This is a genomic window from Mucilaginibacter sp. P4_E8 (genome assembly GCF_056401495.1).
The window spans coordinates 76,389-99,309 of record NZ_JBFUJG010000012.1 but is presented as its reverse complement, the minus strand read 5'-3'; the positions used below and the strand labels follow the sequence as shown (position 1 = coordinate 99,309).

Here is a 22,921-nt window from a genome sequence, read left to right as displayed (position 1 = left end):
CCGGTGTTTATTGTTTTTGATCAGCCATGCCTTTCAGCGATGGGAGATCATGCCATTAAAACTAAATACTTTGAGTGGGTTTTCAAGCCTCCCGGAATATCCAGGTTAGGGGCACAAAAAGGAAATAAAGTAAACACCAGCTACCTTGTAAACGTCAATACCGTTCCTGCAGAAATTCTAAGAAGATTTTGAGTGTCCCCTGTTACTTCCTGAACCTGAAGTCTTTGTGAATCTAAAATCTTTAGTTTGATCGTACCCGACATCGTGTTTTGCAAATGAGGCATAAAAGCCCACTCACCCTTTATAATGTTGCCACTAATTTTTCCATACAGAATAGTTGGCCATTGGGCCTTTGAATCTCTTGTTGTCCACCAAACGCTGTTTCCAGCTCTGTTAATTTGATACTCAACTCCTTTACCATCTTTATAAACTCCTGATCTAGCCTTACTTGCCCTTACGTGTACAGTAGTGGTTGCTTTTTTTTGGTCTTCTGAATCTTTTTCATTCAAAGCTTTTTTTACATACCCCAATAATCCAAGATCATCAGCTTTCCCAGAGGAACCCGGTCCCGCCTTGTTCTTTCGAACTTCCTTCAAAGCGCGATTAATTTCAGCTTTAAACCTCTGATCTGTTCGATATGGCTCTGCATTACGTTGAATTAAGGCATATAGACAAGCTTCTGCTTTCCTAAAATCTTTCCCATCAACATATTGATTAGCTCTTTCTACTAAATCACGGTCGCTAAGAATTAGTTCAGTTTGTGCTATCGAATTGTTTCCAAATGCTAACGATATTAAAATGATCGCTGGGAAAAACAGAGTTTTCATAGTAATAAATTAATTATTTGATCGAATCTAACGGAAAAACCACTTTTGGCCCTTTTGGAGTAAGGGAAACAGTTCCTGGCTCCAAATAGACAGGCGCATCATTTACACTAACCGTATGCTGCATCACTATAGTCATTATCATTAAACAGGTTCCCATAACGGCAAGAATAATACCTGGTGAAGAGCTTTTTATAGAAAGATTTGCAGAATAAATTGATGCCCCAACTACTGATCTTTCTACTTGTAATTTACCTAGAATAAATATTGCTCCAATTAGTGCTAATATCATCCCGGTTACAAAAGCTAAATACCTTACCCACATACTTGACATCAGGGTAATATAGGCATGATGATGCCTTCGTGCCAGTGTATTATTTTCCAATAAAATCTGAGACTTCAAAATAACCGCTTCTTTTCTTTCCTGAAATGTACTTTTTTCGTTGGGAGTCAGATAAACAAGCGTTTCAGATAGATCTAATTTGGGGAAAGACAATACAACATATTGTAGGTATGCCAATTGGCACAGGGTTGCCAGGAAGAAAAATATGGCGAGGCCAATAATCATTCTTTGCATTGATGGCAGCATTTTATTCTGCCAGGAAGCAATATCATTATCGACGACATTTATTGATTCTGCTAAATCAGAAGGTTCCATAATGAAGAATTAAAAGAGGTAAATCAACTAATCGGGACCCGATATCCGCATTTTACAACTCGTGCAAAGTTTATAACATACAGTCTGGCTGTACGGGAAAATTAAAAGACAACGCTTGTATTTAAATCGATCACTATAATTGTCGCTCAGTCACAATGCTACTCCGAATGATTTAATAGCAGCATCGACAGAGACATTGATTGGAGAATCCCCCTCTATTCGAATATTTAGTGACCATCGATTAGCAGCCGCAGCAAGCGCAAGTGAATACRGTGCATTATAATTTGCATGATCAAGTTTCAATCTCCATAAATTGTCTTTAGGACCTAATTTAGGATCATTGTCCAGCCCTATAAATGCACCTTGCCTATCCGCAATCAAGGTAATTACTTTCCCAGTTACTCTAGTTGCCATATCAAATCCTTTCTGTTAATTGCTACGATTATATTAACTATATATTATCTTCCCACGAGTCCTAAGGCAAAAGACATCCTTGTTTTTCAAGTCATCATAACATGCAATACAGGTTCAAGCCAATTCGCTTGACCAGGTGCTTCGCGAGTGAAAAGTTCCCTTTGTAATACTTTCGCGATGCAATCCCGAGCTACTTCGTGACMCAACTCATTAGGGTGTAACATGCCTTCGAAATCACCTTGCTTTAAACATGATTCTTCTGCAAAAACAAAAAACGAGCTTTTTGAGCAATAACCATGACCATCAAAACCTGATGCTATTCCGTCAACTAAAATCCATCCGAATTCCTCAGCTTTTTCACGGATCTTATTATTAAGTTTTATGCCCAATGCTCCTAATGCTTTAGCGTCGGAAGTGTCAAGATCTAAAAAGCCCTTACCAAGAATTGGGCGATCCTTAACTCCCAAAACACCACAGGGACCTTGAGTTTCTATTTCTTTGTAAACACCAACTGGATATTCGGTTATGAAAATTTTCCCTGGCCTGAGTTGATTATCAATAGTGTCTTTTAGTAGTTGCAGGTTTCGCGGGAAATCATCCATTATTTTTTTTTCAGTTGTAGCAACCCTGTCTTTCCTTTTTTCGCCCGTTTCCCAAAGTATAGAATCCGAAGTAAGGCTTGAAAAACCCAGGTCATTTACACCAATGGAGATTATTAAAGCATCCACCGGTCTATTTTTAACTGTGTCTATAGCTTCCTGAATTTGACCTTTATTGCCTATCCAGCCATCAAGTGAAATGTTATCTAAAGACTCTGTCCCAAATGCATTCGGGTTTACCATACGTGGTCCCAATAATCCATCTTTTATTTCCGAGCCTGTCCGGGCAAAAGACAGGAAGGTAACACAACGATTACTCATCGCCGTCTCTATCTGCCTGGCAGCTAAAGAATGTCCTGAACGATATGATCGGTATGCTTTTGGTTCTTGCCATTTAGCGGCTTTGGACTGAATCTCCTCAGACTCGCCTCCGTCTCCAAAACCAAACCAACTTGCAACTTCTTCCCCACTTTCCATAGCTAATCCAACAACATCTTTACCTGCATTTACTACCACATTTTTCAAATCTGAAACCCTATCCTTTACAAATCCTATTAAATCTCCCAATGCATTGATATCTGCCACTATAACTTTCCCGAGGTAGGGAATGGATTCTGCTATCTTATCTTTAACTTCTTCCTTAAGTCCGGTTAAAAATTTAACCAACTTATCCTTTAACTTTGTAACACTTAACAATAAAGTTGTTGCTTTACAGGCGGCCTTTTCATCAATTGAAGGAATGGCTGGAACATCAGGATTTCCTTGTCCTGAAGCGAATGAGTCACCAATTGATACTATTAAATAATCCCGGAAATTGAAATTTTTAGTATTAGATTCACTTGACCCGTCAGAGAGGTTTACTTGTAAGGTAATTTCATATTCACCCTGAGCGGGGATATTTACGACTGTTGCCCCAGTTATATGAGAACTATTCACAGGGATAGTAACTTCAAATAATCCACGGACTTGTTTAACCGTCCAAATTAGTGAGGCAATATTAACTGCCATGATAGGTCTTCCATTATTGTCTTCACCCGCAAATACTGAAGACGGAGGCCGCAAATGAACATGCCAAAACTTAGGGTTCACATATTCTTCCCTATAACAATGTCTGATTGAGTCGTACCCTTTCTGGTTAGCAGGGTGTCTTGATGGACGGGATACAAAGAAAACACTGAACTTGGACATAATTAATAGTATTGAAAATACATCAACTATAACAATTCAACATAAATATAACACTATATTACTAATAGTCAAAACATAATCACATTTAAGGAAAGTGATCACTTTTATAATATAAATGAGTTAGGTCATTCATTGCCGCATCAGAAATTGGAAAAAATCAAAGAACTGCAAAGCAAAGGCGAGTTTGTAGCCATGACCGGTGACGGTGTTAATGACGCACCTGCGTTTGCATAGGCAGATATTGGTATAGCCGTTGGGTCGGGAAGAGATATTGCAGCAGAAACTGCCGGGATTGTTTTGGTAAACAGCAATCCAAAGGACATTGTCAGCCTGATCTTATTCTGTAAAGCGACCTACCGGAAAATGGTTCAAAACCCGGCCTGGGCGACCGGTTACAATGTAATCGCGTTGCCGCTGGCTGCCGGTGTGCTGTATAGCCAAGGTATTGTATTAAGCCCAGCCGCGGGCGCAGTCCTAATGACGGTCAGTACGGTTTGTCGTGGCTATTAATGCGAGCATGCTTAAGGTCAAGCGGTAATCACTTACTAATAGGTGCCGATGTAAGGATAAAGCGTGTGCATTGAGACACACACGCTCTTTTAACTGATACCAACGGATTACATGGCAGGAATGCAATTAATTGTTGATTATCAAATACTTATTTATCAAAAATAACAAATAGGTAACATAACCTTTATTTAAACAGGATACTTAGTCGGATTTAAATTTCAAAAAACAGCAAATAAACATTTTTATTTTACACGCCAATCAATCCCATCCGATCCACATTTCATCAATGATAGATATTAAATCTTGATTGTTATAAAATGAGTTATTACTACTGTTGTTATTGTAGAACAAACAAGCTAGTTTACAAAATTCGGGTTGTTCTGACCGGTCAAGCCGCCCGGATTATACAAAATATCCTAAGTAAGTCCGCGACCTAAGCGGTATAAGCCGTGAATAAGGCATACCCACGTCGATGTTTAAAAGCAGTTGTGAATTTCAGTCATTACACGTACCATTTCGCCACGGATATCCGTTGTTGAACGCGTAAAATTATTGTTCATGTAGGAGAACAGCAGTCTTTTACCTTTTCGGGTAATGATGTATCCGCTTTGGTTGTGGTTATTTGATAACGAGCCAGTTTTACCCCACACAAATGGTACGCCATTATCTGTTTTATAGGCATTGCGCAGTGTGCCAGAAACTCCGCCTGTAGGAAGTAAATTATGCAACCGTTTTTCGCTGCCAATTTTATTAGCTATTTTTTGCAGCAGTGCAATAGTTGTTCTGGGTGTAAAAAGATCCTGGCGGGATAAACCTGAACCATCTACCCATTGTGGTTCATCGGGCAAATCGTTCATGAAATTTTTTTTACTGTATGCTATTACAGTTTGTGTATTCAGTTTGCCGCCAGGCAGTGTGGATGAACACACCAGTAACAGCTGTTCGGCTATAAAGTTGTCGCTGGGTAGCAGCATACTTTTATAAACAGAATCAGCAGCAACGCTGTATAAAATTTTTGCGGTATCAGGCATATTCATTTTTATAAGTTCAACCGGCTTTTTGAGTGTATCCTGCAATAAAGCCTGAGTGAGTTCAAGGCTGGTTTTCCATGGGATCTCCCCCTTGTATTTATCAGGTATCACCCCTGTCGGATATGTAAATCCATTATCAAACAGGTTTCTTTTTACCATAAATGATTTGGGGTGGAATGCAGAGTCCGGCATCAGGAATTTTTGCAGGTAGGATGGTTTTATAAGTAAACCGCCATGATGATCGGGGGTAATTACAGCTACATTGTCTTCGACGGGCAAAGCGTTTATTTCGGCCTGATAGTAATCCCCATAATTACCATATGGCCAACCCAGGCCATAAAAGTTTCCGGTGTAATTGTCGGCGTAAAAAAGCTTTTTCGACGTTTGCTTCAGCAGCTGATAAGCTTTGGTTGATTTTATAGTAGAATGCAGAAATGAAGGATCGCCTGTGCCCCAGAAAATCAGGGAGTCGCCCTTATTGATATAGCGCAACCCCGGAATAGAATCGCCGAGCATTTGCAGCGCGGTGTAAAAAGTGTACAGCTTGGTGTTGGAAGCAGGAATGAAATATTTATCAGCGTTTGATTGATAGATCATTTCCCTTTTCTCCGGATCATATAAGGCAAAGCCGGTAAAATGATCACGGTTAATAGCTGATTCTTCTATAAGCATACGAATCTTCCGTTTCGGCACACGCTGTGTGGTGCAGCTAAATAGGAAGCTTGTTACCAAAAGGCAGGCACTGTACAGAAAAACGTGACGGAAAGTTTTCTTAAAAGGAATACCGGTTACGCGTGTATTTTTATTCATAAGCGATCACTACATATTTTTTATTCATGTATCAGAAAATACTGTGCGTTAAAATTCATTTTGAGCAACTAGGGTAAAAGTTTTCTTTTTAAAAATTCGGCAGTAGCTTCACTAACCGTCACCGCGTTGGAAAACCTCATCCAATGATGTGTATCATCAGGGATACTCAGGTATTCATAAGGTACACCTTTAACATCAAATCTGCGTATGAGATCAACACTTTGGCTAAATGCTACATTACGGTCATCATCGGCATGAATAATAAGCACCGGCGATTTCCAGCTATCCACCCACGATACAGGGGATGATTGCAGGGCCACCTTAGCGGCTTGAACGGCGTCCGGGGCTGGTTCACCGGTTGTAACAGGCTTTGCCCATTTGTGTACACCATGAATATCTACACCTGCGGCAAACAATCCGGAATCATGGCTCAACGCCATAGCCGTCAGATAGCCGCCATATGATCCGCCATAAATGCCGATGCGACCGGCATCTACTTCCGGCTGGGAAGAGAGCCACTCGCCGGCAGCTTTAATGTCCTGATACTCTGACGCACCGGTTGCACCCGCATGGGCTGGTTTATGAAATTCATATCCATAGCCGATACCCAGCCGGTAATTTACAGCCAATACATAAAATCCAATACTTGCCAGGTATTGGTTAACAGCATAGTCGATAGCGTAATAGTCCATAAAATGCCAACCTAACACCATTTGGCGCTGCGGGCCGCCGTGCACATATACTATGGCCGGTTTTTTTCCCTTACCCCCAGCAGGTTCAAAAAGCTGGGCGTGTATTTCGGTGCCATCGGGCGCTTTAAATAGTATCTGCTTAGGTGTAATTAATTTCTGGGGGAAATTTTCTGGTATCAGGTCCTTACCTAAAAGCGCTATTTTCTTTCCCTTTATGGTTGTTAAAGCCGGCAGCAGGGGGCGTTGGCCGGTCGAGCTTAAAAAAGCCACTGTTGAGGTATTATCGGCCATTACGGGGTATGTCTCTATCCCGGTTCCGGTACTGAGCATTTCCATAGTGGCTTTATTAACCGGAACCCTGGCAAGATGCCGGCGGTCAATGTCCTGCTTTTCGGCTCCGGTATTTGCGCTGAACAACACAAACTTTTTATCAGGGCTCAATTTAATTTGTTCGGTCATAAATGCTCCCGGGGTAAGCAATAAAGGTTGCCCACCTGTGGCTGGTATAGAATACAGGTGAGGCCATCCGTCATGATAGGATAAAAAAACAATCCGGTTATCTGCAGCCCAGTTAAGATTAACTCCGCCATCCGTTGTAGGTACAGAACCGGCCAGCGTTTCAGGCGCTTTCCAAATCATAGAAGCTTTACCCGAAGTAACGTCGGCTTCCCATATTGCCCATGGCTGATGTTTTCTGACTAATACAGAATCGGGGGTGCCACCCAGACCAGGAGTTCTTATAAATGCGATTTTACTGCCATCAGGCGACCAGCGGGGCGAGGCATCTCTGGAGAATGCCGGAGCTATCCATTGAATGGGTTTATCAACGCTGGTAAATATTCCGATAAAAGCGTGGTCTTTACGATTGGATACAAATGCCAGCTTGCTGCCATCAGGAGACCATTCCAAAGCGTTGCACATACCATGCGTTTCGAACAGCGTTTTGGCAGGTGTTGAACCGTTAACGGGCGCCAGCATCACCTGGCCATTTTTTATAAAAGCTACATGATCACTTTTGGGGGATAAAACCGGAAGATCACCTTCCCCTAATAGTTTAGGTTCTCCGCCTGCAAATGGTATACTCCATACCTGAACCTTTGTTCCCATGGGATCAAATGCGGGGTTAACCGCAACGTTCCCTTCACTTGAGCTGTGATCACCTCCCCTTACGTAGACAACTGCCTTTCCATCAGCCGAAATAGATAAGCTGGTAAGTTCCTGCCCGTCATCAGTCATGTAGCTGGTAAGTTTTCTGGGTTTATAATCAGGTCCTGCAGCTACATATATATTCCTTAACCCACGAAGGTTTACCGCCCAGGCAATTTCCAAATAAGCCGGACAGCTGGTTAATTGCGTAGGGAACGGATAGCTTAATGCCGCATCAAGCGTGAATTTTTGCGAGAAGGCATCGTTACAAAATACAAGTGAGAAGAGACAGCTTAAAAAGTATAATTTTTTCATAAAAACACCTGATACACTAAACACAATCATACCTAATTTCCATTCAAAATTTGCTTAATATGTAAAAATTTATTGTATTTTTTTTAATACATAATCAATATAATTTCGATTATTGAATAATATTTTCAATAATAGTAGCACAACGGCAGCAAATTTTCGATAAAAATAAAATACTACCTAAAAACATAAGTATAATTGGTGAATTTTTATCGCAAAAATTGCTTTAACGATAATTTTATCAAAATAAAGCAACTAGCATTAATGATTAATATAAAAACTACCACTTTTAAGAAATATTAAATCGAATTTTAAACTATTTATTACATTTTAATCCACCTTATGAAGAAAATTTTTACGTTAATCATTTCATCATTACTATTATTCGGGGCCGGGAATGCCATCGCTCAAAATGGCCCGGTTAGCGGTAAGGTACTGGATGCCGGGGATGGTACAGCGATTCCTGGAGTTACCATATCCCTTAAAGGCGCTACTTCCGCCACAAGTACAGATGTTAAAGGCATTTATCAACTAAAGAACGTGCCTGTTAACGGTGTTTTGGTGTTCAGGTTTTTGGGGTATGTAACCCAGGAAATTCAAATCAATAACCGAACTACCATTGATGTTCAATTAGCAACCGACAGCAAAATGCTACAGGAAGTAACCGTGTCGACCGCATTGGGTATAGCCAGGCAATCCCGCGAATTAGGTTATTCTGCGCAGGGCGTAACCTCGCAGGAGCTCAATGAAAACCACCAGCCCAACGTTGTGAACGCGTTGCAGGGAAAAGTAGCCGGTGTAACCATATCAAGCATTGGCGGTGGCCCGGGCCAGGGTGCAAACATTAAGATCAGGGGTGTAAACTCTATTGATGTAGGTCTCGATAACCAGCCCCTGTTTGTTATTGATGGGGTACTGATGGATAACAGCACATCGACCCTGGGGGCCGGGTCCGGATATAACGTTCGGTCGGTAAGTAACCGGGCCTCAGATATTAACCCGGATGATATTGAAACCATGAACGTATTAAAAGGCGGCGCAGCTACAGCTCTGTACGGTTTGCGGGGGTCAAACGGCGTAATCGTCATTACAACCAAACGGGGTAAGGCCAATGGTGTACAGGTTAATTACTCCAGCACTTATGGTTTTGAGAATCCTGATAAACTACCGGCGGTTCAAAAAACCTATACAGCTGGTATTTTAGGGGTATATACGCCAATTGGTCTTGGTCCGGCATGGGGGCCTACAGTACAGGAGGCTATAGCGATTGACCCAACCCACCCGGCCCAGCTTTATKATAACTATAAACAAGCTTATCAAACAGGTAAACAAAACCGTAATTCCCTTTCCGTTGCAGGAGGAAATGATATAGCGAGATTTTATTCATCGGTTTCTTATTTTGATCAAACCGGCATGCTTCCGTTTACCAATTATAAAAACTTTTCGGGCAAATTAAACACAGATATTAAAATCAGTCCAAAGTTTAAAACCAGCATCAACATGACCTTTACCAATTCGGGCGGTTATTCCTATGATGCTGACCGTTTTGGAGAAAGCCTGGCTTATTTTTCACCGCGCTGGGATGTTAGTGATTATTTGAATCCTGACGGCACCCAAGTTTGGCGCGGAACCAACAATCCTATATATGGTGCCGCTACAAACAGGCTTAAAGGTGATGTTAACCGGTTTATTGGAGGAATTAGTTATAGCTATACCCCAACCAGTTGGCTTGATTTTACCTATAGGGCGGGTTTGGATACTTACAATGACAACCGGGTTCGTACCGCTCCGGGGCCCCAGGGAATACCGGGAGAACATTTATATGATAATGCAGACGGTTATGTAGGCGAGTATAATATTAAATTCCGTGCTATTACCTCCACATTTATAGCAACGTTTAACCATAAAATAACGCCTGATCTGCATGCGACCGTGCGCATAGGCCAGGATATTTACGATAGACGGGAAACCGATAAAGGTATATTAGGAACAAAGCTCGGCGTCTATAACTTTTATGAATTGACTAATGCATCTGTTTTTACTGATATTAATGACACGTTAACACAATATCACCTGATGGGGCTTTTTGGGGAGGCTGATTTTGATTATAAGAATTACCTTTTTTTGTCCCTTACCTTGCGCAGGGACATCACATCAAGTTTAGCTAAAGAAAACCGGGGTTTTAATTATCCTTCGGCAAGTTTATCTTATGTATTTTCTGACCACTTAAAATTGCCTGGATTTATGAGCTTTGGCAAGCTTAGAGCTTCCTATGCACAATTGGGTAAAGATGCGCAGCCTTATGCAATTTCGAATGGATATGCTCCATATACCAGCTTACCTACCGGAAATACAGGTTATACAAGAAGCGCCTCATTAGGAAACCCTAACTTAAGACCCCAATTCACCAACACCTATGAAGGTGGTCTAGAAATGGGCTTTTTTAAAAATCGTGTAAGTTTTGACTTTACCTATTACTATTCACTAAGTAAAGATCAGATTATAAAAGCCGATGTATCGTCAACAACCGGCTATGTAAACACCTATATAAATGCCGGCACTATGCGTAATAAAGGCATTGAACTTATATTGAAGGGCACCCCAATTAAAGCAAGGGACTTCGCCTGGAATGCGAGCCTTAACTTCTCAGCTAATCGTAATAAGATACTAAGTCTGCCGGCAGGGCTTAATTCAATTACCTATGGTGGTAGCAGTGGCGGTTATTTAAATTCGCCGGCAACCATGAAGCTGATTGCCGGGCAATCCTATGGTAATATTTACGGTACCATTTGGCAACGTTATTACGGATCAGGCCAGGAAGATCCGGTAACTACCGACAAAAGCAAGCCGATGCTCATAGGTGCAAATGGTTTTCCGGTATTGGGGGTAGTGTCAGATCAAAAACTTTTAGGCAATTCGCAACCTAAATGGATTGGCGGTTTATCTAATACATTCACCTATAAAAGCCTTAGCTTAACTGCTTTATTTGATGGCAGATGGGGATTTCAGCGTTTTAATCGCTTAGATAACTTTTTCGCGGCATTTGGTATTGCCGATTATACCGCCAACCGCAGAGATTTTAAAGTATTTCCCGGCGTATTGGCCGATGGGACGCCTAATACCAAATCAGTTTGGTTAGGTCAGGGCGTTGGACCCGATGGCGTAAATTACGGAGAAGGGTACTACCGTAATTATTACAGGGCAATTTCTGAACCCTTTGTGGAGGATGCTTCATGGATCCGTTTGCGAACCTTAACCCTAACCTATGCTTTGCCCGCAAAGTTCCTGCCCAAAAAGGTTATTCACAGTGTTGCTATTTCGGCTACTGGAAATAACCTCTGGTTACATACCAAGTATTACGGTTTAGACCCAGAATCCATTTCGGCGGATGCCGGGAGTAATGTTGATGGCTGGTCTGGGTTCACCTATCCGGCTGCCAGGCAAATTTTATTTACACTTAACGTAGGTTTTTAAACAAGTAATCATGCAAAAGTTCTCCAAATATATTTTAATCATATTTTTTGCGGTAGGATCATTAACCTTCTCAGGTTGCAAAAAGTATTTTGACCTGGATAAAAACCCGAATCTGGCGAGCGATCCGGTGTTATCCTCGAGGCTTACCACCGCGACCTATAAAAGCGGTATGGATAGCTATAGTGTTGGCAGCATCGTTGCACCTTATGTGCAATATACAGCTAATCCATCAGCCGCTGCTGYAAGTGATACTTACCAGATACTGGATTTTTCAAGCACCTGGGATGCGTTGTACTATGCCATGGCTGATATTTATGATATGAAAACAAAAGCAACCGCTCAAAACTCAAGCGAGTATATAGGTGTAGCGGATGTACTTTTAGCCTATCATTTAGGTATGGTGAATGATTTATGGGGAAGTGCCCCATACACAGAAGCCTTCAAAGGCACCACGTTTACGCCTAAATATGATGCCGACCAGGATCTGTACAAATCATGCACGGGCTTACTTGATGAGGCTATAACCCAGTTAACTAAAACAGACGCAACTATTAAGCTTTTAGCCACAAGCGACTTAATATATGTCGGCGATAGAACTAAATGGCTTAAAATGGCTTATGCTTTAAAGGCCAGGTTGCTGAACAAGATAAGTAAAACATCAACCTATGATGCAACCGCTGTTTTACAGGCGGTAAGTAATTCATTCACTTCCAATGCGGATGACGCGGGCATGGCTACTTTTCAGCTGCGTAATCCATGGGCAGGGGTAGCATTGAGCAACGCCAGCTTAAGTCTTGGCGGCTGGCTGTCTAACCAGTTGATAGATCAGTTAAACGGTACTACTTATGGTGTTTTTGATCCCCGTATCAGAAAAATTACGGATACAACAATAACCGGAAAATATATAGGTACTGTAAGTGGCGCAGGAAACAGGCCTCCTGGAAACAATACCGTTCATGATGAGTGTTACATTTCAGAAACCTCGACATGGACAGGTGATAAATCACCTGTTTTAATCATTACATATGCAGAAGTTAAATTTATCGAAGCCGAAGCTGCTTTCCGCGCCAACGATCGCGAAAGGGCCTATACCGCTTATTTGACAGGTATAAATGCCAATATGGATAAGTTACAAGTTCCTGCTTCGGATCCTGATCGTATTGCCTACTTAGCCAGCCCGGCTGTCTCTGTTGGTGTCCAGGGGTTAACTTTAGATTTAATTTTTAAAGAAAAATATATAGCTACTTATCTTAATCCGGAGGCCTGGAATGATGCCCGCAGGTTTGATTATAAATACAAAAACTTCAGCCTGCCGGTAAATGCAGTGTTATCTTCTTTTATTCGCCGTGTTGATTACACCGTAGGGGAACGGAGCAAGAACGGGACTAATGTTCCAAAGATAGGCTCCCTTCTTGACAGGCTTTGGTGGGATAAATAATGCTATGACTCGTCTTATCCGCCCACTCACAACTATTGCGGAGCAGGTATATTATTTTAATTAACCTCAGAATTCCATGCTTTGATTTAATAAACCGTCTGTCAATAAATTGGCGGACGGTTTATTATCGTTTGTTTAGAAGTAAGCTTGTAATTTAAAATAAGTTCCTTAGCTTTTTCAAATGGCTCATCAATACCTGCTTTAATTCCTTTAGCAGGTTTTACCTCCACCCCTTTTACCAAATCTTTACTCTTTGATCATCGGGTTTGTAATTCTTATCGCCTGGTTGCAGGTTAAATGCACGGTAAAAAGGAGCAAAATTCATCAATGGGCCATTTACCCGCCACATGGCCGGCGAATGCGGATTAGTGTTCACGTACGTACGCAGGAACGCATCTCTTGTTTTTACCCTCCATATCCTGGCCACTGACAGAAAGAAACGTTGGTCTGGCGTAAACCCATCAATTTTTTCAGAACTCTTCCCTTGTTGCGTCATCTTAAATGCATCATACGCGATCGCAACGCCACCATTATCGGCGGTGTTTTCGCCCAATGTCAAGGCTCCCTTAATATGAACAGTATCCAAAACAGTAAATGAAGTATATAGGTCGGCTAATTGTTTTGTTTTCTCCCGGAATTTTTGATAATCTTCCTTTGTCCACCAGTTTTTGACGTTACCGTCCTTATCAAACTGTGCGCCCTGGTCATCAAAGGCGTGTGTCATCTCATGGCCGATCACCATGCCAATACCTCCGTAATTGATTGCATCATCTGCCGAAAAATCAAAATAAGGGAACTGCAAAATACCCGCAGGGAAAACAATCTCATTTTGGGATGGATTATAATACGCTGTAACCGTACCCGGCGTTGTGCCCCATTCTGTTTTGTCAACCGGTCTGTTCAATTTTGCCAGTTGAAACTGGTAGTCGTTTTGGTTTAGCGAGAGCACATTTTCAAAGTATTCTGTTCTGTTGATTTGTACCTTATTGTAATCTCTCCACTTATCCGGATAACCTATTTTTTTTGTGATCGTATATAATTTTTCCTTTGCTTTTTGTTTCGTACTGTCACTCATCCAATCAAGATGATTGATCCTATTTTCGAAAGATTTCTGGAGGTTGTTTACTAATATCAGCACACGTTTTTTTGAATCCTCGTTAAAATATCTTTTTACATACAGTTGCCCCAAAGCCTGCCCTAAATAGCTATCAACGCTTTCCGTCATGATTTGCCTGCGGGATTTTTGCGTGACTTGCCCGGATAATACTTTATTAAATTCAAATGAGGCATCAACAAAAGGTTTACTGAGTGTTTCAGCATAGTTTTCGAGGGTGCCGGCCTTTAAATATACTTTCCAGTCACTGATGGTGACTGAACTTAACAACGTGTTCAACTTATCGTAATAAGCGGGTTGGGCCATATCAATCGAGTCGGTTGTTGCGCCCAAACCCGCAAGCAAAGTCACCCAACCTATATTGGGTTGTGAGTTACTGATAGAGGCAACAGCTATTTTATGGTAGTTTGCATTGACATCTCTTAGTTCAATATTTGATTTATGCGATGCAGCAATTTGTTTCTCGATTCCATAAGCTATAGCCGCATCCCTAATTGCGGCGGCACGGCTGCTGCCGGTTAATTCAAACAAGGTACGGACATATTCTTTATAGGCTTGTTGAATGTGCAGCGTAGGTGAATCGGTTTTAAAATAATAATCTCTATCGGGCAAACCGATACCTCCCTGGTAGACATGGGCAATATTTAAGCTGCTATTTTTGTTGTCGGGAGAAACTCCAAAGCTAATGATTGAACGATTACCCGATTTTAATTCCGTTCCTACAAATCTGAGTAACGATGGTACATTATTGATGGCATCAATACCTGTGAGTATTGGTTTAATAGGCTGATATCCGCGATGATTAATCGTTGCGATATCCATACCGGATGCGTAGAAGTCACCTATCTTTTGCTCAATGCTTCCCATCTTGTTATTAGTTCTTGAAACGCTATCCAGGATGTTTTGCAGCAGTTGTTTTTGCGGGATGTTCAGGAACGAGTAAGAGCCCACACCTGATTGATCGCTAGCAATTTTTGCGGTGTCGTCCCAGCGGCCATTAACGAAGCGAAAGAAATTATCACCGGGTTTTATTTGCGGGTTCAATCCGGCTACATCAACAAAACCTGTCTTTTGAGCATACGAATAGTTCCATATGCTGAAAAATACTGCCGTTAAACACAAGCAAAATAATTTTTTCATAAATTGAAGATTTGTTTAAAGATATTAAATTTTCATACTCCGCAAGAAAATGACAAAGGAAGAAAACTTGCCCGAAAATACAAACATCCCCGACCATTCAGGATTACCCACTTTGAGCGCGAAAAATGAGGTGTGAATAACAGTAATAGCAACGAATGTAAAAGGTTGAATGATGTATACTAAGTAAACATGAGATACTTTTTATCCTTGGCATTGCAGCGTGTGCATAAGCGCCTAAATTTAAATCTCCGGAATACAAAAAGAGCTTCAAATATTTCGACTTGTGGCCTCTGATTTAAAAGGTAGTCCGAGTCGGATTGTACTTTTTTTATTTCGACAAGAATGGAGGGTATTAGATACCACCATACTGGACAGATCGGTTAATTCCGGTTCTGTCCAGTTCTTTTTTACATCCAATCGTTTATTAATCAAAAAAACACACCTACAGTTTCATTGAGCCGATTAGTTCGATGTTCTCCCCACTTCGCCACATTTGATTTGATCATTTTTGATACTAATAACCGTACTTTTACTGGTAATATGCTGAGACTAAGCAAAGGACAATATTGTAGTACAACCAATAAAATTTATCATGCTGACAATGTGCTTGCCGGCCTGACGAATTACCACAAGGATATGGGCACAAGTGCGCTACATTACCATGAGAACGCACACTTGAGTTTTGTTTTACGGGGGGAAATGCAAGTGAGGCGCCAAACGCTCTTGTCAGACAGAACGACGACTGAACATATTTCCTTTATGCATTCAGAAGAAGTACATCAAAATACGGTGCTTACCCGGATGTGCAACAACGTCAATCTTGAACTGGAATCAGGTTTCTTTAACAAATATGGCCTAACGGAGGCAATTGTGGCTAACGGTATTCATAGAATTGGCTTTAGAGGCGAACTGTTAATGACGCGCCTGTTTAAAGAAATTTGTTTTTATGACGAATATTCCGCAGACAGTATCCACATGCTTTTGCTGGATGCCGCATCAGGTTGGCTGCGTAATTTAGATACTGTTCCTCCATGGCTGGCACAAGTAAGAGCGTTACTGCACGACAGCTGGCAGGAAAAAATAGGGATAGAAGAGATCGCTGCGGCAGTTAACATCCATCCCGTTAATATCTCCCGTTATTTTGTTCGTTATTTCGGTACAACACTTGGAGAATACCGTCGGAGGATAAAAATTGAGCGGGCGATAGTTCTTATTGCCTATACACATAAGCCGCTTGCCGAAGTGGCATACACTTGCGGCTTTTTTGACCAAAGCCATTTTATCCGCGCTTTCAAAGAGCAAACAGGGTTACTTCCAAAGGATATGCGTGCTTGATTAATGTTGTTACAAATGGCAGTCGCAAGTAAGTACCCTGCGCTAAATTTGTACAATTTATTGAAATGGTTAGTGTTTACCTTTAGTGCACTATGAAAAGTTTATTGATTTGCACTTTTTTCCTTTTGGGTGTGCTGGATAATTGTTTTGCGCAGGCTTTATCACCGGAGGCCATGCAACGCATCGACAGTGCATTTTCCGGATGGAAAACAGCTACCGGCCCGGGTTGCGCTGTTGCGATCACCCAAAATGATGCGGTTATCTACAGTAAAGGCTTCGGTCTGGCCAACCTGGAAGATGGTGTCCCTAATTCACCAGAAAGTGTGTACTACCTGGCCTCACTGGCAAAACAGTTCACAGGATATGCCATCGCGCTATTGATCCGTGATAAAAAGGTTGACCCCGATGCTGATATCCACACTTACCTTACCTGGCTGCCAGGTTACGGCGCGAAGATATCCGTGATGAACCTGCTGCACCATACCAGCGGTTTACGTGATGATTTTGCGCTGCTGCCCTTTACCGGTTTTAACATGGATGGTTTATTGTCGCAGGATATGGCGCTTGGTATGATCAAAAAACAGCATACACTTAACTTTAAACCGGGAGAAAAGTTCTCCTATTGCAATACCAATTATATCCTTTTATCTGAGATAGTCGCTAAAGTCAGTGGAAAACCATTCGCGGCTTTTGTGGACTCGGCGATCTTCCGCCCCCTGCAAATGACCAGCAGCCGCATCGTACCGGGCTCGGCTGAGATCATCAAAAAGCGGGCGGACTCCTATGCCGGTGACCAGGGCGGATACAGTAACGTCAACCACAATATTTACACCCAGGGCGATGGCGGCATGTTCAGTACGGCCGCTGATCTTGCCAAATGGATGCGCCATCTTTATCATCCTGCTCATAAAGATACCGCGATAATACACTTGCTCACTGCACCAGGCAGGCTAAATAATGGCCGAATGCTGGATTATGCGATGGGGATCATACCGGATCAATATTGGGGACAGCGGAGGCTTACACATAAAGGCGGCCTGGCGGGCTACAAAAACTTTATGGCTGTGTTTCCCGATGCAAAGACCGGTATCATTATTTTAACGAATGGTGATGACGGCCCAAAGACGAACAGGGCTATGGATGCGATAGTCAGGATTTTGCTACCCCATCCGGTGGCAGGCATGGCCGATGACCCAATAAGTAAGGCATCTGGCGCCCCAGTATACGCAGGCACTGTCCCGAACGGGCTTACAGGGGATTATATCGCCCATAACGGATCAAGGATTAAAATTAGTGTAAAAAACGGACAGGTATATGCTGGTGATCTGGCACTGCTGGCTGTGGCCGATAGTTCTTTTCAACAAGCAGCCAACAGGCAGGTAAACTATCATTTCATAAAAGCAGGTACAACGCAAAAACTCGAACTGGAAAAACCGGGGCCGAATCCTGCAGAGCTTTATCGAAGGGTTCCTCCTGATGAAAAAACTGTTTTAAAGGAATTTGTCGGTTCTTATACCTCCACAGAATTGGATTTTAATTTTACGATCTCGCTCAAAAACGGACGGCTCTGGCTGAGCAACAATCGGCATGGAAGTTTTGAATTGAGACCTGTAGGCGCTGATGACCTTTTTACCGAACTATTTTTCTTTGACCACGTTGTGGCAGTTAGAGATAGTAAAGGGACAATCACGGCCCTTGAGTTTGCCAGTGGCGACACGGCAGGATTGTTATTTAACAAAACAAAGTATGGGGCCACCAAAAAGAAGTATGGCAAGTCACGGTGAACATCAGCTTGCCTGTTTTACTTTCGCTTAGCGAATCCGGTACAGGCTTTGTAATTTTAAAGGAGAAAGCTCAACGCCTGTTCCATTTTTCGCTGGATCTTTGATAGCGTTTTCAATAATTTGGCGCCGAATTCCGACTGATCGGGCCGTAAAAAGCTGCAAATCGCCATTTAGTCACCCTAAACCCCAGCCATAACCGCCAACCAGGAATCAGATGGATCACAAATCCAATTATACGGTTTTGATATTTTATAACTAATATTGATGTATTTATCAGGATTAAACAATGAGCACCAACGAAGTTATCAAGCATTCGCGGCGGGTTTTTGGATTGCTGAAAAAGGACAATTTGAAACCGGGGCATAAACTGGGAGAAATATTGACAGAAATCGCGATTATCGTATTTGCGATATCGCTTTCGCTGGTTTTGGAAAGATGGCGGCAAAACCAGGATGACCAAAAGCTGGAAAAAAAATTCCTGGCCGGTTTAAAAACCGATCTGACCCATGACCTGGAGGAATTAAAAGGTTCATCTGCAAAATGCATTTCGATGAAAAATGCAGCAAAATACTTCCTCAGACCAGAGAACGGCATCGACTGGTCTTCGGACAGCACGAAATATTATTCCTATAAGTTGTTTCATAACGTTTATTTTTTCCCCAACACTAACCGGTATGAATCGCTGAAATCGTCCGGCAAGTTAGATGTAATAGAGGATGAAGCGCTGCAAAATACCATTATCGACCTGTACCAGACAAAAATTCCCGACCTGGGGCAGCAAATCAATTTCTTCAATCAATTTTTAAATACCCAGGTTAAAGACTATCTCATTCATAATTTTAAAAGGGACACGAACAACCAGGTGGTTCTTGACCGTTCGTTTTTTACGCAACCTGGGATCAAAAACATTTTATCTTTTTATACGGATTTGGATGATGTATTAAAAAGGGCCAACGCGAGTTTGGACGAAAGCGAGGTCGTTTTAAAAAAGATCGATAGCCTGTTAAAGAAATGAATGCGTGCTATGAAAAGAAAATATTAAGCTAATCCCGGCTATAAAATTCAAGGCCGTTAAACCGTTGTCCCGCTTTTTGTTGCCGGGCCGCGCCAATGCTTTTGCGCACCCCCACTTCTTTTGCCCGTTGCATCGACTTTGCCGTAGCAAGGTTTACAAAATTTAAACAGGCAATAAGCAAGATGAAAATGGCAATGATGGTTAAAGCCCGCACATAGGTAATATTGCCGCGGCCGGGGATGTCGAATTTGAAATTGGCTGCGTATAAATGAATGTCAGCCAGGCGCTGAAAAACCGGCTTATTGCCGCCGTGTTTACTGTTCATAAACGGCGCCGACCGTTCTTTTACCAGCTTCTGAAATTTTGCCTGTAATGCGGGTACGTCTGTACCATTTTTTAAGAACTGCTGCCAAACCCAGCTTTGCATACGCTGTGCCGGTAACTGGGCCGCCGAAATAGGGATGAGGTAATTAAACTGGAGGTGGAATTTGGCATTTTTTTGAAAAACCCCTTTCACCAGGAGAGGCTGCTGATCCAATGTTATCTGTTTACCAACCGGATCTTGTTTGCCAAAAAAACGTTCGGCCATTTCCTCCGATAATACGATGGATGAACGGTCGTCAAGTGATCCGACGGATACCCCATGCGTAAATGAGAGGGGGAATACGCTGAAAAATGTGGAATCGACTAAAAGGCCGCTCGATTCATAAAACTGGTGGTTCCCCGCCGCGAAAAGCCTTTTTACTTGCGGCAACGCCATTACCCGCGTCACCGCCTCAATCTCCGGGTACTCCTGCTTCAGTGTTGTCGCAAACACAGGCGGCGCAACTGCGCGGTCTGCTTCCTCGTTATTGTCGGTATAATGGTTGTATATCCGGTACACGCTGTCGCCCCCGACATAAATTTATCATAGCTGTATTCATCCTGCACAAATAAGCCTATCAGCAGGCACGCAGCCATACCCAGCGTTAAACCGGCAATATTGATCAATGAAAAGCCCTTACGCCGCGATACGTTTCTAAAAGCGACCTTTAAAAAGTTTTTGAACATGGCAATGGTGATTAGGTGTACGAATGATTTATTTTCCCAACAAATACGCCACGCAGTTAAAGTATTTAAAATCAATACATTATATGCTTTTTACTTTAATAAACGTTCGAAAATGAACAGATGATGTACGTATACGATGTCGGCTACCTGAAAGAAGGCCACCCGAAAGCGTGGCCTTTGTTATTTTAATGCATTTTGGCTAACCACCTTTTTCATCAGGAAACGCTTTTTAAGCCATTCACGAAGGGGCTCATCGTAAAACCTCAGGCTCACCCATGCTATGGCTATTGCAATAATTATCAATCCAAAGCCACCCAAAAGGCCCTGGGCCATTGGTACCTTATTATTGTTTACCCATGCAATATGCAGATACATCAGCGGATAATGGGTGATATAAAGCGGGTACGATATGGCCCCGAGAAATCTGCAAACCTTGATGGAACTTTTGCTGATTAAACTCCCTCCCGCACCAATAGCTACAATAAGCGGGAAAATAACGATGATAACAAATGATTCATATATACCGTTCATCCACAAATGTGTGACGCCCCCAATCCTGGGGACAGATAAAAAAACAATAATAAGTAAACTGCAAACTGCAAACGCTCCTTTAATATGTATCAGTTTGCGCATACGCATCAACAATACTCCCGCGAAAAACGGATAAAGCAAACGTGTAAAGCCAATATTAACCTGCGTTTTATCAATAGACCAGCCGCCAATAACGTCACCTTGCGGTCCCCATACTAAAAAATTAACGAGTAAACAGGCCGATAATATGACAAATATGGTAAGCATCATTTTAGAGAAACGGCGAATCAGCACCGCATAAAGAATATTGGCAATGTATTCGTACAAAAGCGACCATGCGGCGCCGTTCAATGGGTACGTTTCCTGCCAGCCGCGGATATCCATTGAGGGAAGTAGCGGAATCATGGTAAAGCCAACCACCATCGCCACCAGCAGCTTCCAAACAGGCGTTGCAGCAACGAGCGGCATCGATGCCCCGGCCTGGAAGTAAAAAAGCAATGCGCCAATTATGGTGCCTACAATTACCATAGGCTGCAAACGGATAAGGCGGCGTTTGTAAAAATCCCACTGGGTCATTTTGCCCCAGCGGTCATCATATGCATAAGCTACCACAAAGCCCGATAATAAGAAAAAGAAATCGACCGCCAAATAGCCGTGATTAATTACCTGGTGAAAACGATCGCCGGAGTAAGTTTCAAATACATGAAATATAACTACCAAGATAGAGGCTACGCCACGTAATCCGTCGAGGATCTCATAATGGCTTTTTGATTTGAGATAAACTGTGGTTTGGGTCATTGCCCGGGTAAAATAAGTAAAAATTGAATAGGTTGTATTTTAATCGGATTGTTAACACAGTTATTACTACAATGAAAGATTTTCAAAATCCCTCAATTATCAATTAATCACAAAGGATATGAGAACAGTAAACACTTTCGGAAAGGTGCCTATTTACGCGCGCATTACCGTCAACAGGGAGATTATTCACCTCGGACTGAAGCAGTATATAGAGCCCCCTTCCTGGGATATCAGGCGGGGATTTGGCGAGTGCTACGGGGAATTGCAACTTAAAAAGCTGCCGATAACCGCGGAGGCTATAAAAAACACCTTTTTACGTACGGAAGAAGTCGAGCACACCTTAAGTCATCTTTTCGAGTACCACAATAAAACTGCGGTCCACCAGCTTTCCCCCAACACACTCAGTAATTATAAAACCCCACAGAAATATTTGAGATCGTTTCCATATTTGTCGCAGCGGCCGGTTTTATTGTCCCGTTCCGTCCAGCTATTTATATTCCTACCTTGAATTGCGGGTGCCCTATGATTTGGACAGCGATACTTTGCAGGTCCTGTCCCGTAAAGGCGCCGACACCGTCAAAGTCAAAATGAGTTTTGCTGTAGATGGTGATCGTACCCAAAAGCCCATCCGCGGGAATGTCCACCGAACGAGCTTGTTCCCGGTCGATCCAGTCCTCCGCCCGGTCTACGGCGTAAATTTTAAAGCTGTTCGCTTTTTCCTGCGGTTCGAATTTCAGTAAGTGCTGGCTTTGGCCAACGGGTATCTCAAAGCTTTTCATTGGCATGTTTATTAAGTGAATTGAAAACAGATGCAAGCCAGGAAGGTTTCAAAAATAAAAAAACACGCAATCAGGCGCTTTGTAATTTAAACAAAATCAGCCCGGTCATATCGGCAATGCTGGGCCCGGAAGAAGCCAGACAGGCGGAAGAACTGAACACAAAACCCTGCCGCCGCAGCAAGATCGTGATCAAAGTGGTGTGATCGCTTTTAACAAGCGCTTGGTAAAGTTGGAAAAATCCAGAATAGTTTGGAGAATAATTCCTATGAATCAAACATT

The 22,921-nt window shown here is 42.3% G+C and carries 18 protein-coding genes and 1 pseudogene; 8 read left to right on the top strand and 11 right to left on the bottom strand.

What is annotated here, in order from left to right; genetic code table 11:
• Positions 1-140 precede the first annotated feature (140 nt).
• From AC1DRQ_RS07890 to AC1DRQ_RS07875, 4 genes are all read right to left on the bottom strand, one after another.
• Positions 141-827, bottom strand: a complete 687-nt coding sequence (locus AC1DRQ_RS07890; protein ID WP_477423435.1) for a hypothetical protein — start codon at positions 825-827, stop codon at positions 141-143.
• A gap of 13 nt (positions 828-840) precedes the next feature.
• On the bottom strand, positions 841-1,482 hold the full coding sequence (locus tag AC1DRQ_RS07885; protein ID WP_429393529.1) for a hypothetical protein: 642 nt from the start codon (positions 1,480-1,482) through the stop codon (positions 841-843).
• Positions 1,483-1,632: 150 nt separating this feature from the next.
• On the bottom strand, positions 1,633-1,896 hold the full coding sequence (locus AC1DRQ_RS07880; RefSeq protein ID WP_477423433.1) for a hypothetical protein: 264 nt from the start codon (positions 1,894-1,896) through the stop codon (positions 1,633-1,635).
• A gap of 86 nt (positions 1,897-1,982) precedes the next feature.
• Positions 1,983-3,503 (bottom strand): SGNH/GDSL hydrolase family protein, encoded by a 1,521-nt coding sequence (locus AC1DRQ_RS07875; protein ID WP_477423432.1) that lies wholly within the window; start codon positions 3,501-3,503, stop codon positions 1,983-1,985.
• 300 nt (positions 3,504-3,803) lie between these two features.
• Here AC1DRQ_RS07875 and AC1DRQ_RS07870 point away from each other — a divergent pair.
• Positions 3,804-4,221 (top strand): annotated as a pseudogene (locus tag AC1DRQ_RS07870) (HAD-IC family P-type ATPase); the annotation flags it as partial.
• A gap of 448 nt (positions 4,222-4,669) precedes the next feature.
• On the opposite strand, the gene AC1DRQ_RS07865 reads toward AC1DRQ_RS07870, so the two are convergent.
• Together AC1DRQ_RS07865 and AC1DRQ_RS07860 are read right to left on the bottom strand one after the other, a co-directional pair.
• On the bottom strand, positions 4,670-6,034 hold the full coding sequence (locus AC1DRQ_RS07865; protein ID WP_477423430.1) for a D-alanyl-D-alanine carboxypeptidase: 1,365 nt from the start codon (positions 6,032-6,034) through the stop codon (positions 4,670-4,672).
• A 68-nt stretch (positions 6,035-6,102) separates the two neighbouring features.
• Positions 6,103-8,187: a S9 family peptidase gene (locus AC1DRQ_RS07860; RefSeq protein WP_477423428.1), complete on the bottom strand. Its 2,085-nt coding sequence runs from the start codon at positions 8,185-8,187 to the stop codon at positions 6,103-6,105.
• A gap of 339 nt (positions 8,188-8,526) precedes the next feature.
• On the opposite strand from AC1DRQ_RS07860, the gene AC1DRQ_RS07855 reads away from it, so the two are divergent.
• A complete protein-coding gene (locus AC1DRQ_RS07855) occupies positions 8,527-11,658 on the top strand; it encodes a SusC/RagA family TonB-linked outer membrane protein (RefSeq protein ID WP_477423427.1) in 3,132 nt (1,043 codons plus the stop codon).
• Positions 11,659-11,668: 10 nt separating this feature from the next.
• Positions 11,669-13,096 (top strand): SusD/RagB family nutrient-binding outer membrane lipoprotein, encoded by a 1,428-nt coding sequence (locus AC1DRQ_RS07850; protein ID WP_477423426.1) that lies wholly within the window; start codon positions 11,669-11,671, stop codon positions 13,094-13,096.
• Between the two features lie 235 nt (positions 13,097-13,331).
• On the opposite strand, the gene AC1DRQ_RS07845 is transcribed toward AC1DRQ_RS07850, so the two are convergent.
• Positions 13,332-15,350: a M13 family metallopeptidase gene (locus AC1DRQ_RS07845; protein WP_477423425.1), complete on the bottom strand. Its 2,019-nt coding sequence runs from the start codon at positions 15,348-15,350 to the stop codon at positions 13,332-13,334.
• A 759-nt stretch (positions 15,351-16,109) separates the two neighbouring features.
• Between AC1DRQ_RS07845 and AC1DRQ_RS07840 the strand changes: the two genes are divergently transcribed.
• The 3 genes from AC1DRQ_RS07840 (at position 16,110) to AC1DRQ_RS07830 (ending at position 19,484) form a co-directional block, all read left to right on the top strand.
• Positions 16,110-16,685 carry a helix-turn-helix transcriptional regulator gene (locus AC1DRQ_RS07840; RefSeq protein ID WP_477423423.1) on the top strand — a complete coding sequence of 192 codons (576 nt, stop codon included), beginning with the start codon at positions 16,110-16,112 and terminating at the stop codon, positions 16,683-16,685.
• A 92-nt stretch (positions 16,686-16,777) separates the two neighbouring features.
• Complete coding sequence (locus AC1DRQ_RS07835) at positions 16,778-18,469, top strand: serine hydrolase domain-containing protein (RefSeq protein WP_477423422.1); 1,692 nt, start codon at positions 16,778-16,780, stop codon at positions 18,467-18,469.
• Positions 18,470-18,755: 286 nt separating this feature from the next.
• Positions 18,756-19,484, top strand: coding sequence for a hypothetical protein (locus tag AC1DRQ_RS07830; protein WP_429393555.1), 729 nt, complete (start codon positions 18,756-18,758; stop codon positions 19,482-19,484).
• A 28-nt stretch (positions 19,485-19,512) separates the two neighbouring features.
• On the opposite strand, the gene AC1DRQ_RS07825 is transcribed toward AC1DRQ_RS07830, so the two are convergent.
• The 3 genes from AC1DRQ_RS07825 to AC1DRQ_RS07815 all read right to left on the bottom strand — a co-directional run bounded on the left by AC1DRQ_RS07825 (position 19,513) and on the right by AC1DRQ_RS07815 (position 21,863).
• Entirely contained in the window at positions 19,513-20,367 is an 855-nt protein-coding gene (locus AC1DRQ_RS07825) for an ABC transporter permease (RefSeq protein ID WP_477423421.1), read from the bottom strand.
• Positions 20,283-20,534 (bottom strand): hypothetical protein, encoded by a 252-nt coding sequence (locus AC1DRQ_RS07820; protein ID WP_477423420.1) that lies wholly within the window; start codon positions 20,532-20,534, stop codon positions 20,283-20,285. Before AC1DRQ_RS07820 ends, AC1DRQ_RS07825 begins: the two co-directional genes overlap by 85 nt.
• 180 nt (positions 20,535-20,714) lie before the next feature.
• Positions 20,715-21,863, bottom strand: a complete 1,149-nt coding sequence (locus AC1DRQ_RS07815) for an acyltransferase family protein (protein ID WP_477423418.1) — start codon at positions 21,861-21,863, stop codon at positions 20,715-20,717.
• Positions 21,864-21,981: 118 nt separating this feature from the next.
• On the opposite strand from AC1DRQ_RS07815, the gene AC1DRQ_RS07810 reads away from it, so the two are divergent.
• A complete protein-coding gene (locus AC1DRQ_RS07810) occupies positions 21,982-22,371 on the top strand; it encodes an Arm DNA-binding domain-containing protein (RefSeq protein WP_477423417.1) in 390 nt (129 codons plus the stop codon).
• On the opposite strand, the gene AC1DRQ_RS07805 is transcribed toward AC1DRQ_RS07810, so the two are convergent.
• Positions 22,355-22,642, bottom strand: coding sequence for a hypothetical protein (locus AC1DRQ_RS07805; protein ID WP_477423415.1), 288 nt, complete (start codon positions 22,640-22,642; stop codon positions 22,355-22,357). The two genes, AC1DRQ_RS07810 and AC1DRQ_RS07805, sit on opposite strands and share 17 nt — an antisense overlap.
• Positions 22,643-22,662: 20 nt before the next feature.
• Between AC1DRQ_RS07805 and AC1DRQ_RS07800 the strand changes: the two genes are divergently transcribed.
• Positions 22,663-22,845: a hypothetical protein gene (locus tag AC1DRQ_RS07800; RefSeq protein ID WP_477423414.1), complete on the top strand. Its 183-nt coding sequence runs from the start codon at positions 22,663-22,665 to the stop codon at positions 22,843-22,845.
• Positions 22,846-22,921 lie beyond the last annotated feature (76 nt).

Coding starts and splice junctions, on each gene's coding strand:
- AC1DRQ_RS07890 (WP_477423435.1), bottom strand. CDS start 827: ATGAAAACTCTGTTTTTCCCAGCGATCATTTTAATATCGTTAGCATTT.
- AC1DRQ_RS07885 (WP_429393529.1), bottom strand. CDS start 1,482: ATGGAACCTTCTGATTTAGCAGAATCAATAAATGTCGTCGATAATGAT.
- AC1DRQ_RS07865 (WP_477423430.1), bottom strand. CDS start 6,034: ATGAATAAAAATACACGCGTAACCGGTATTCCTTTTAAGAAAACTTTC.
- AC1DRQ_RS07860 (WP_477423428.1), bottom strand. CDS start 8,187: ATGAAAAAATTATACTTTTTAAGCTGTCTCTTCTCACTTGTATTTTGT.
- AC1DRQ_RS07845 (WP_477423425.1), bottom strand. CDS start 15,350: ATGAAAAAATTATTTTGCTTGTGTTTAACGGCAGTATTTTTCAGCATA.
- AC1DRQ_RS07840 (WP_477423423.1), top strand. CDS start 16,110: ATGCATTCAGAAGAAGTACATCAAAATACGGTGCTTACCCGGATGTGC.
- AC1DRQ_RS07835 (WP_477423422.1), top strand. CDS start 16,778: ATGAAAAGTTTATTGATTTGCACTTTTTTCCTTTTGGGTGTGCTGGAT.
- AC1DRQ_RS07830 (WP_429393555.1), top strand. CDS start 18,756: ATGAGCACCAACGAAGTTATCAAGCATTCGCGGCGGGTTTTTGGATTG.
- AC1DRQ_RS07820 (WP_477423420.1), bottom strand. CDS start 20,534: ATGTTCAAAAACTTTTTAAAGGTCGCTTTTAGAAACGTATCGCGGCGT.
- AC1DRQ_RS07815 (WP_477423418.1), bottom strand. CDS start 21,863: ATGACCCAAACCACAGTTTATCTCAAATCAAAAAGCCATTATGAGATC.
- AC1DRQ_RS07810 (WP_477423417.1), top strand. CDS start 21,982: ATGAGAACAGTAAACACTTTCGGAAAGGTGCCTATTTACGCGCGCATT.
- AC1DRQ_RS07805 (WP_477423415.1), bottom strand. CDS start 22,642: ATGAAAAGCTTTGAGATACCCGTTGGCCAAAGCCAGCACTTACTGAAA.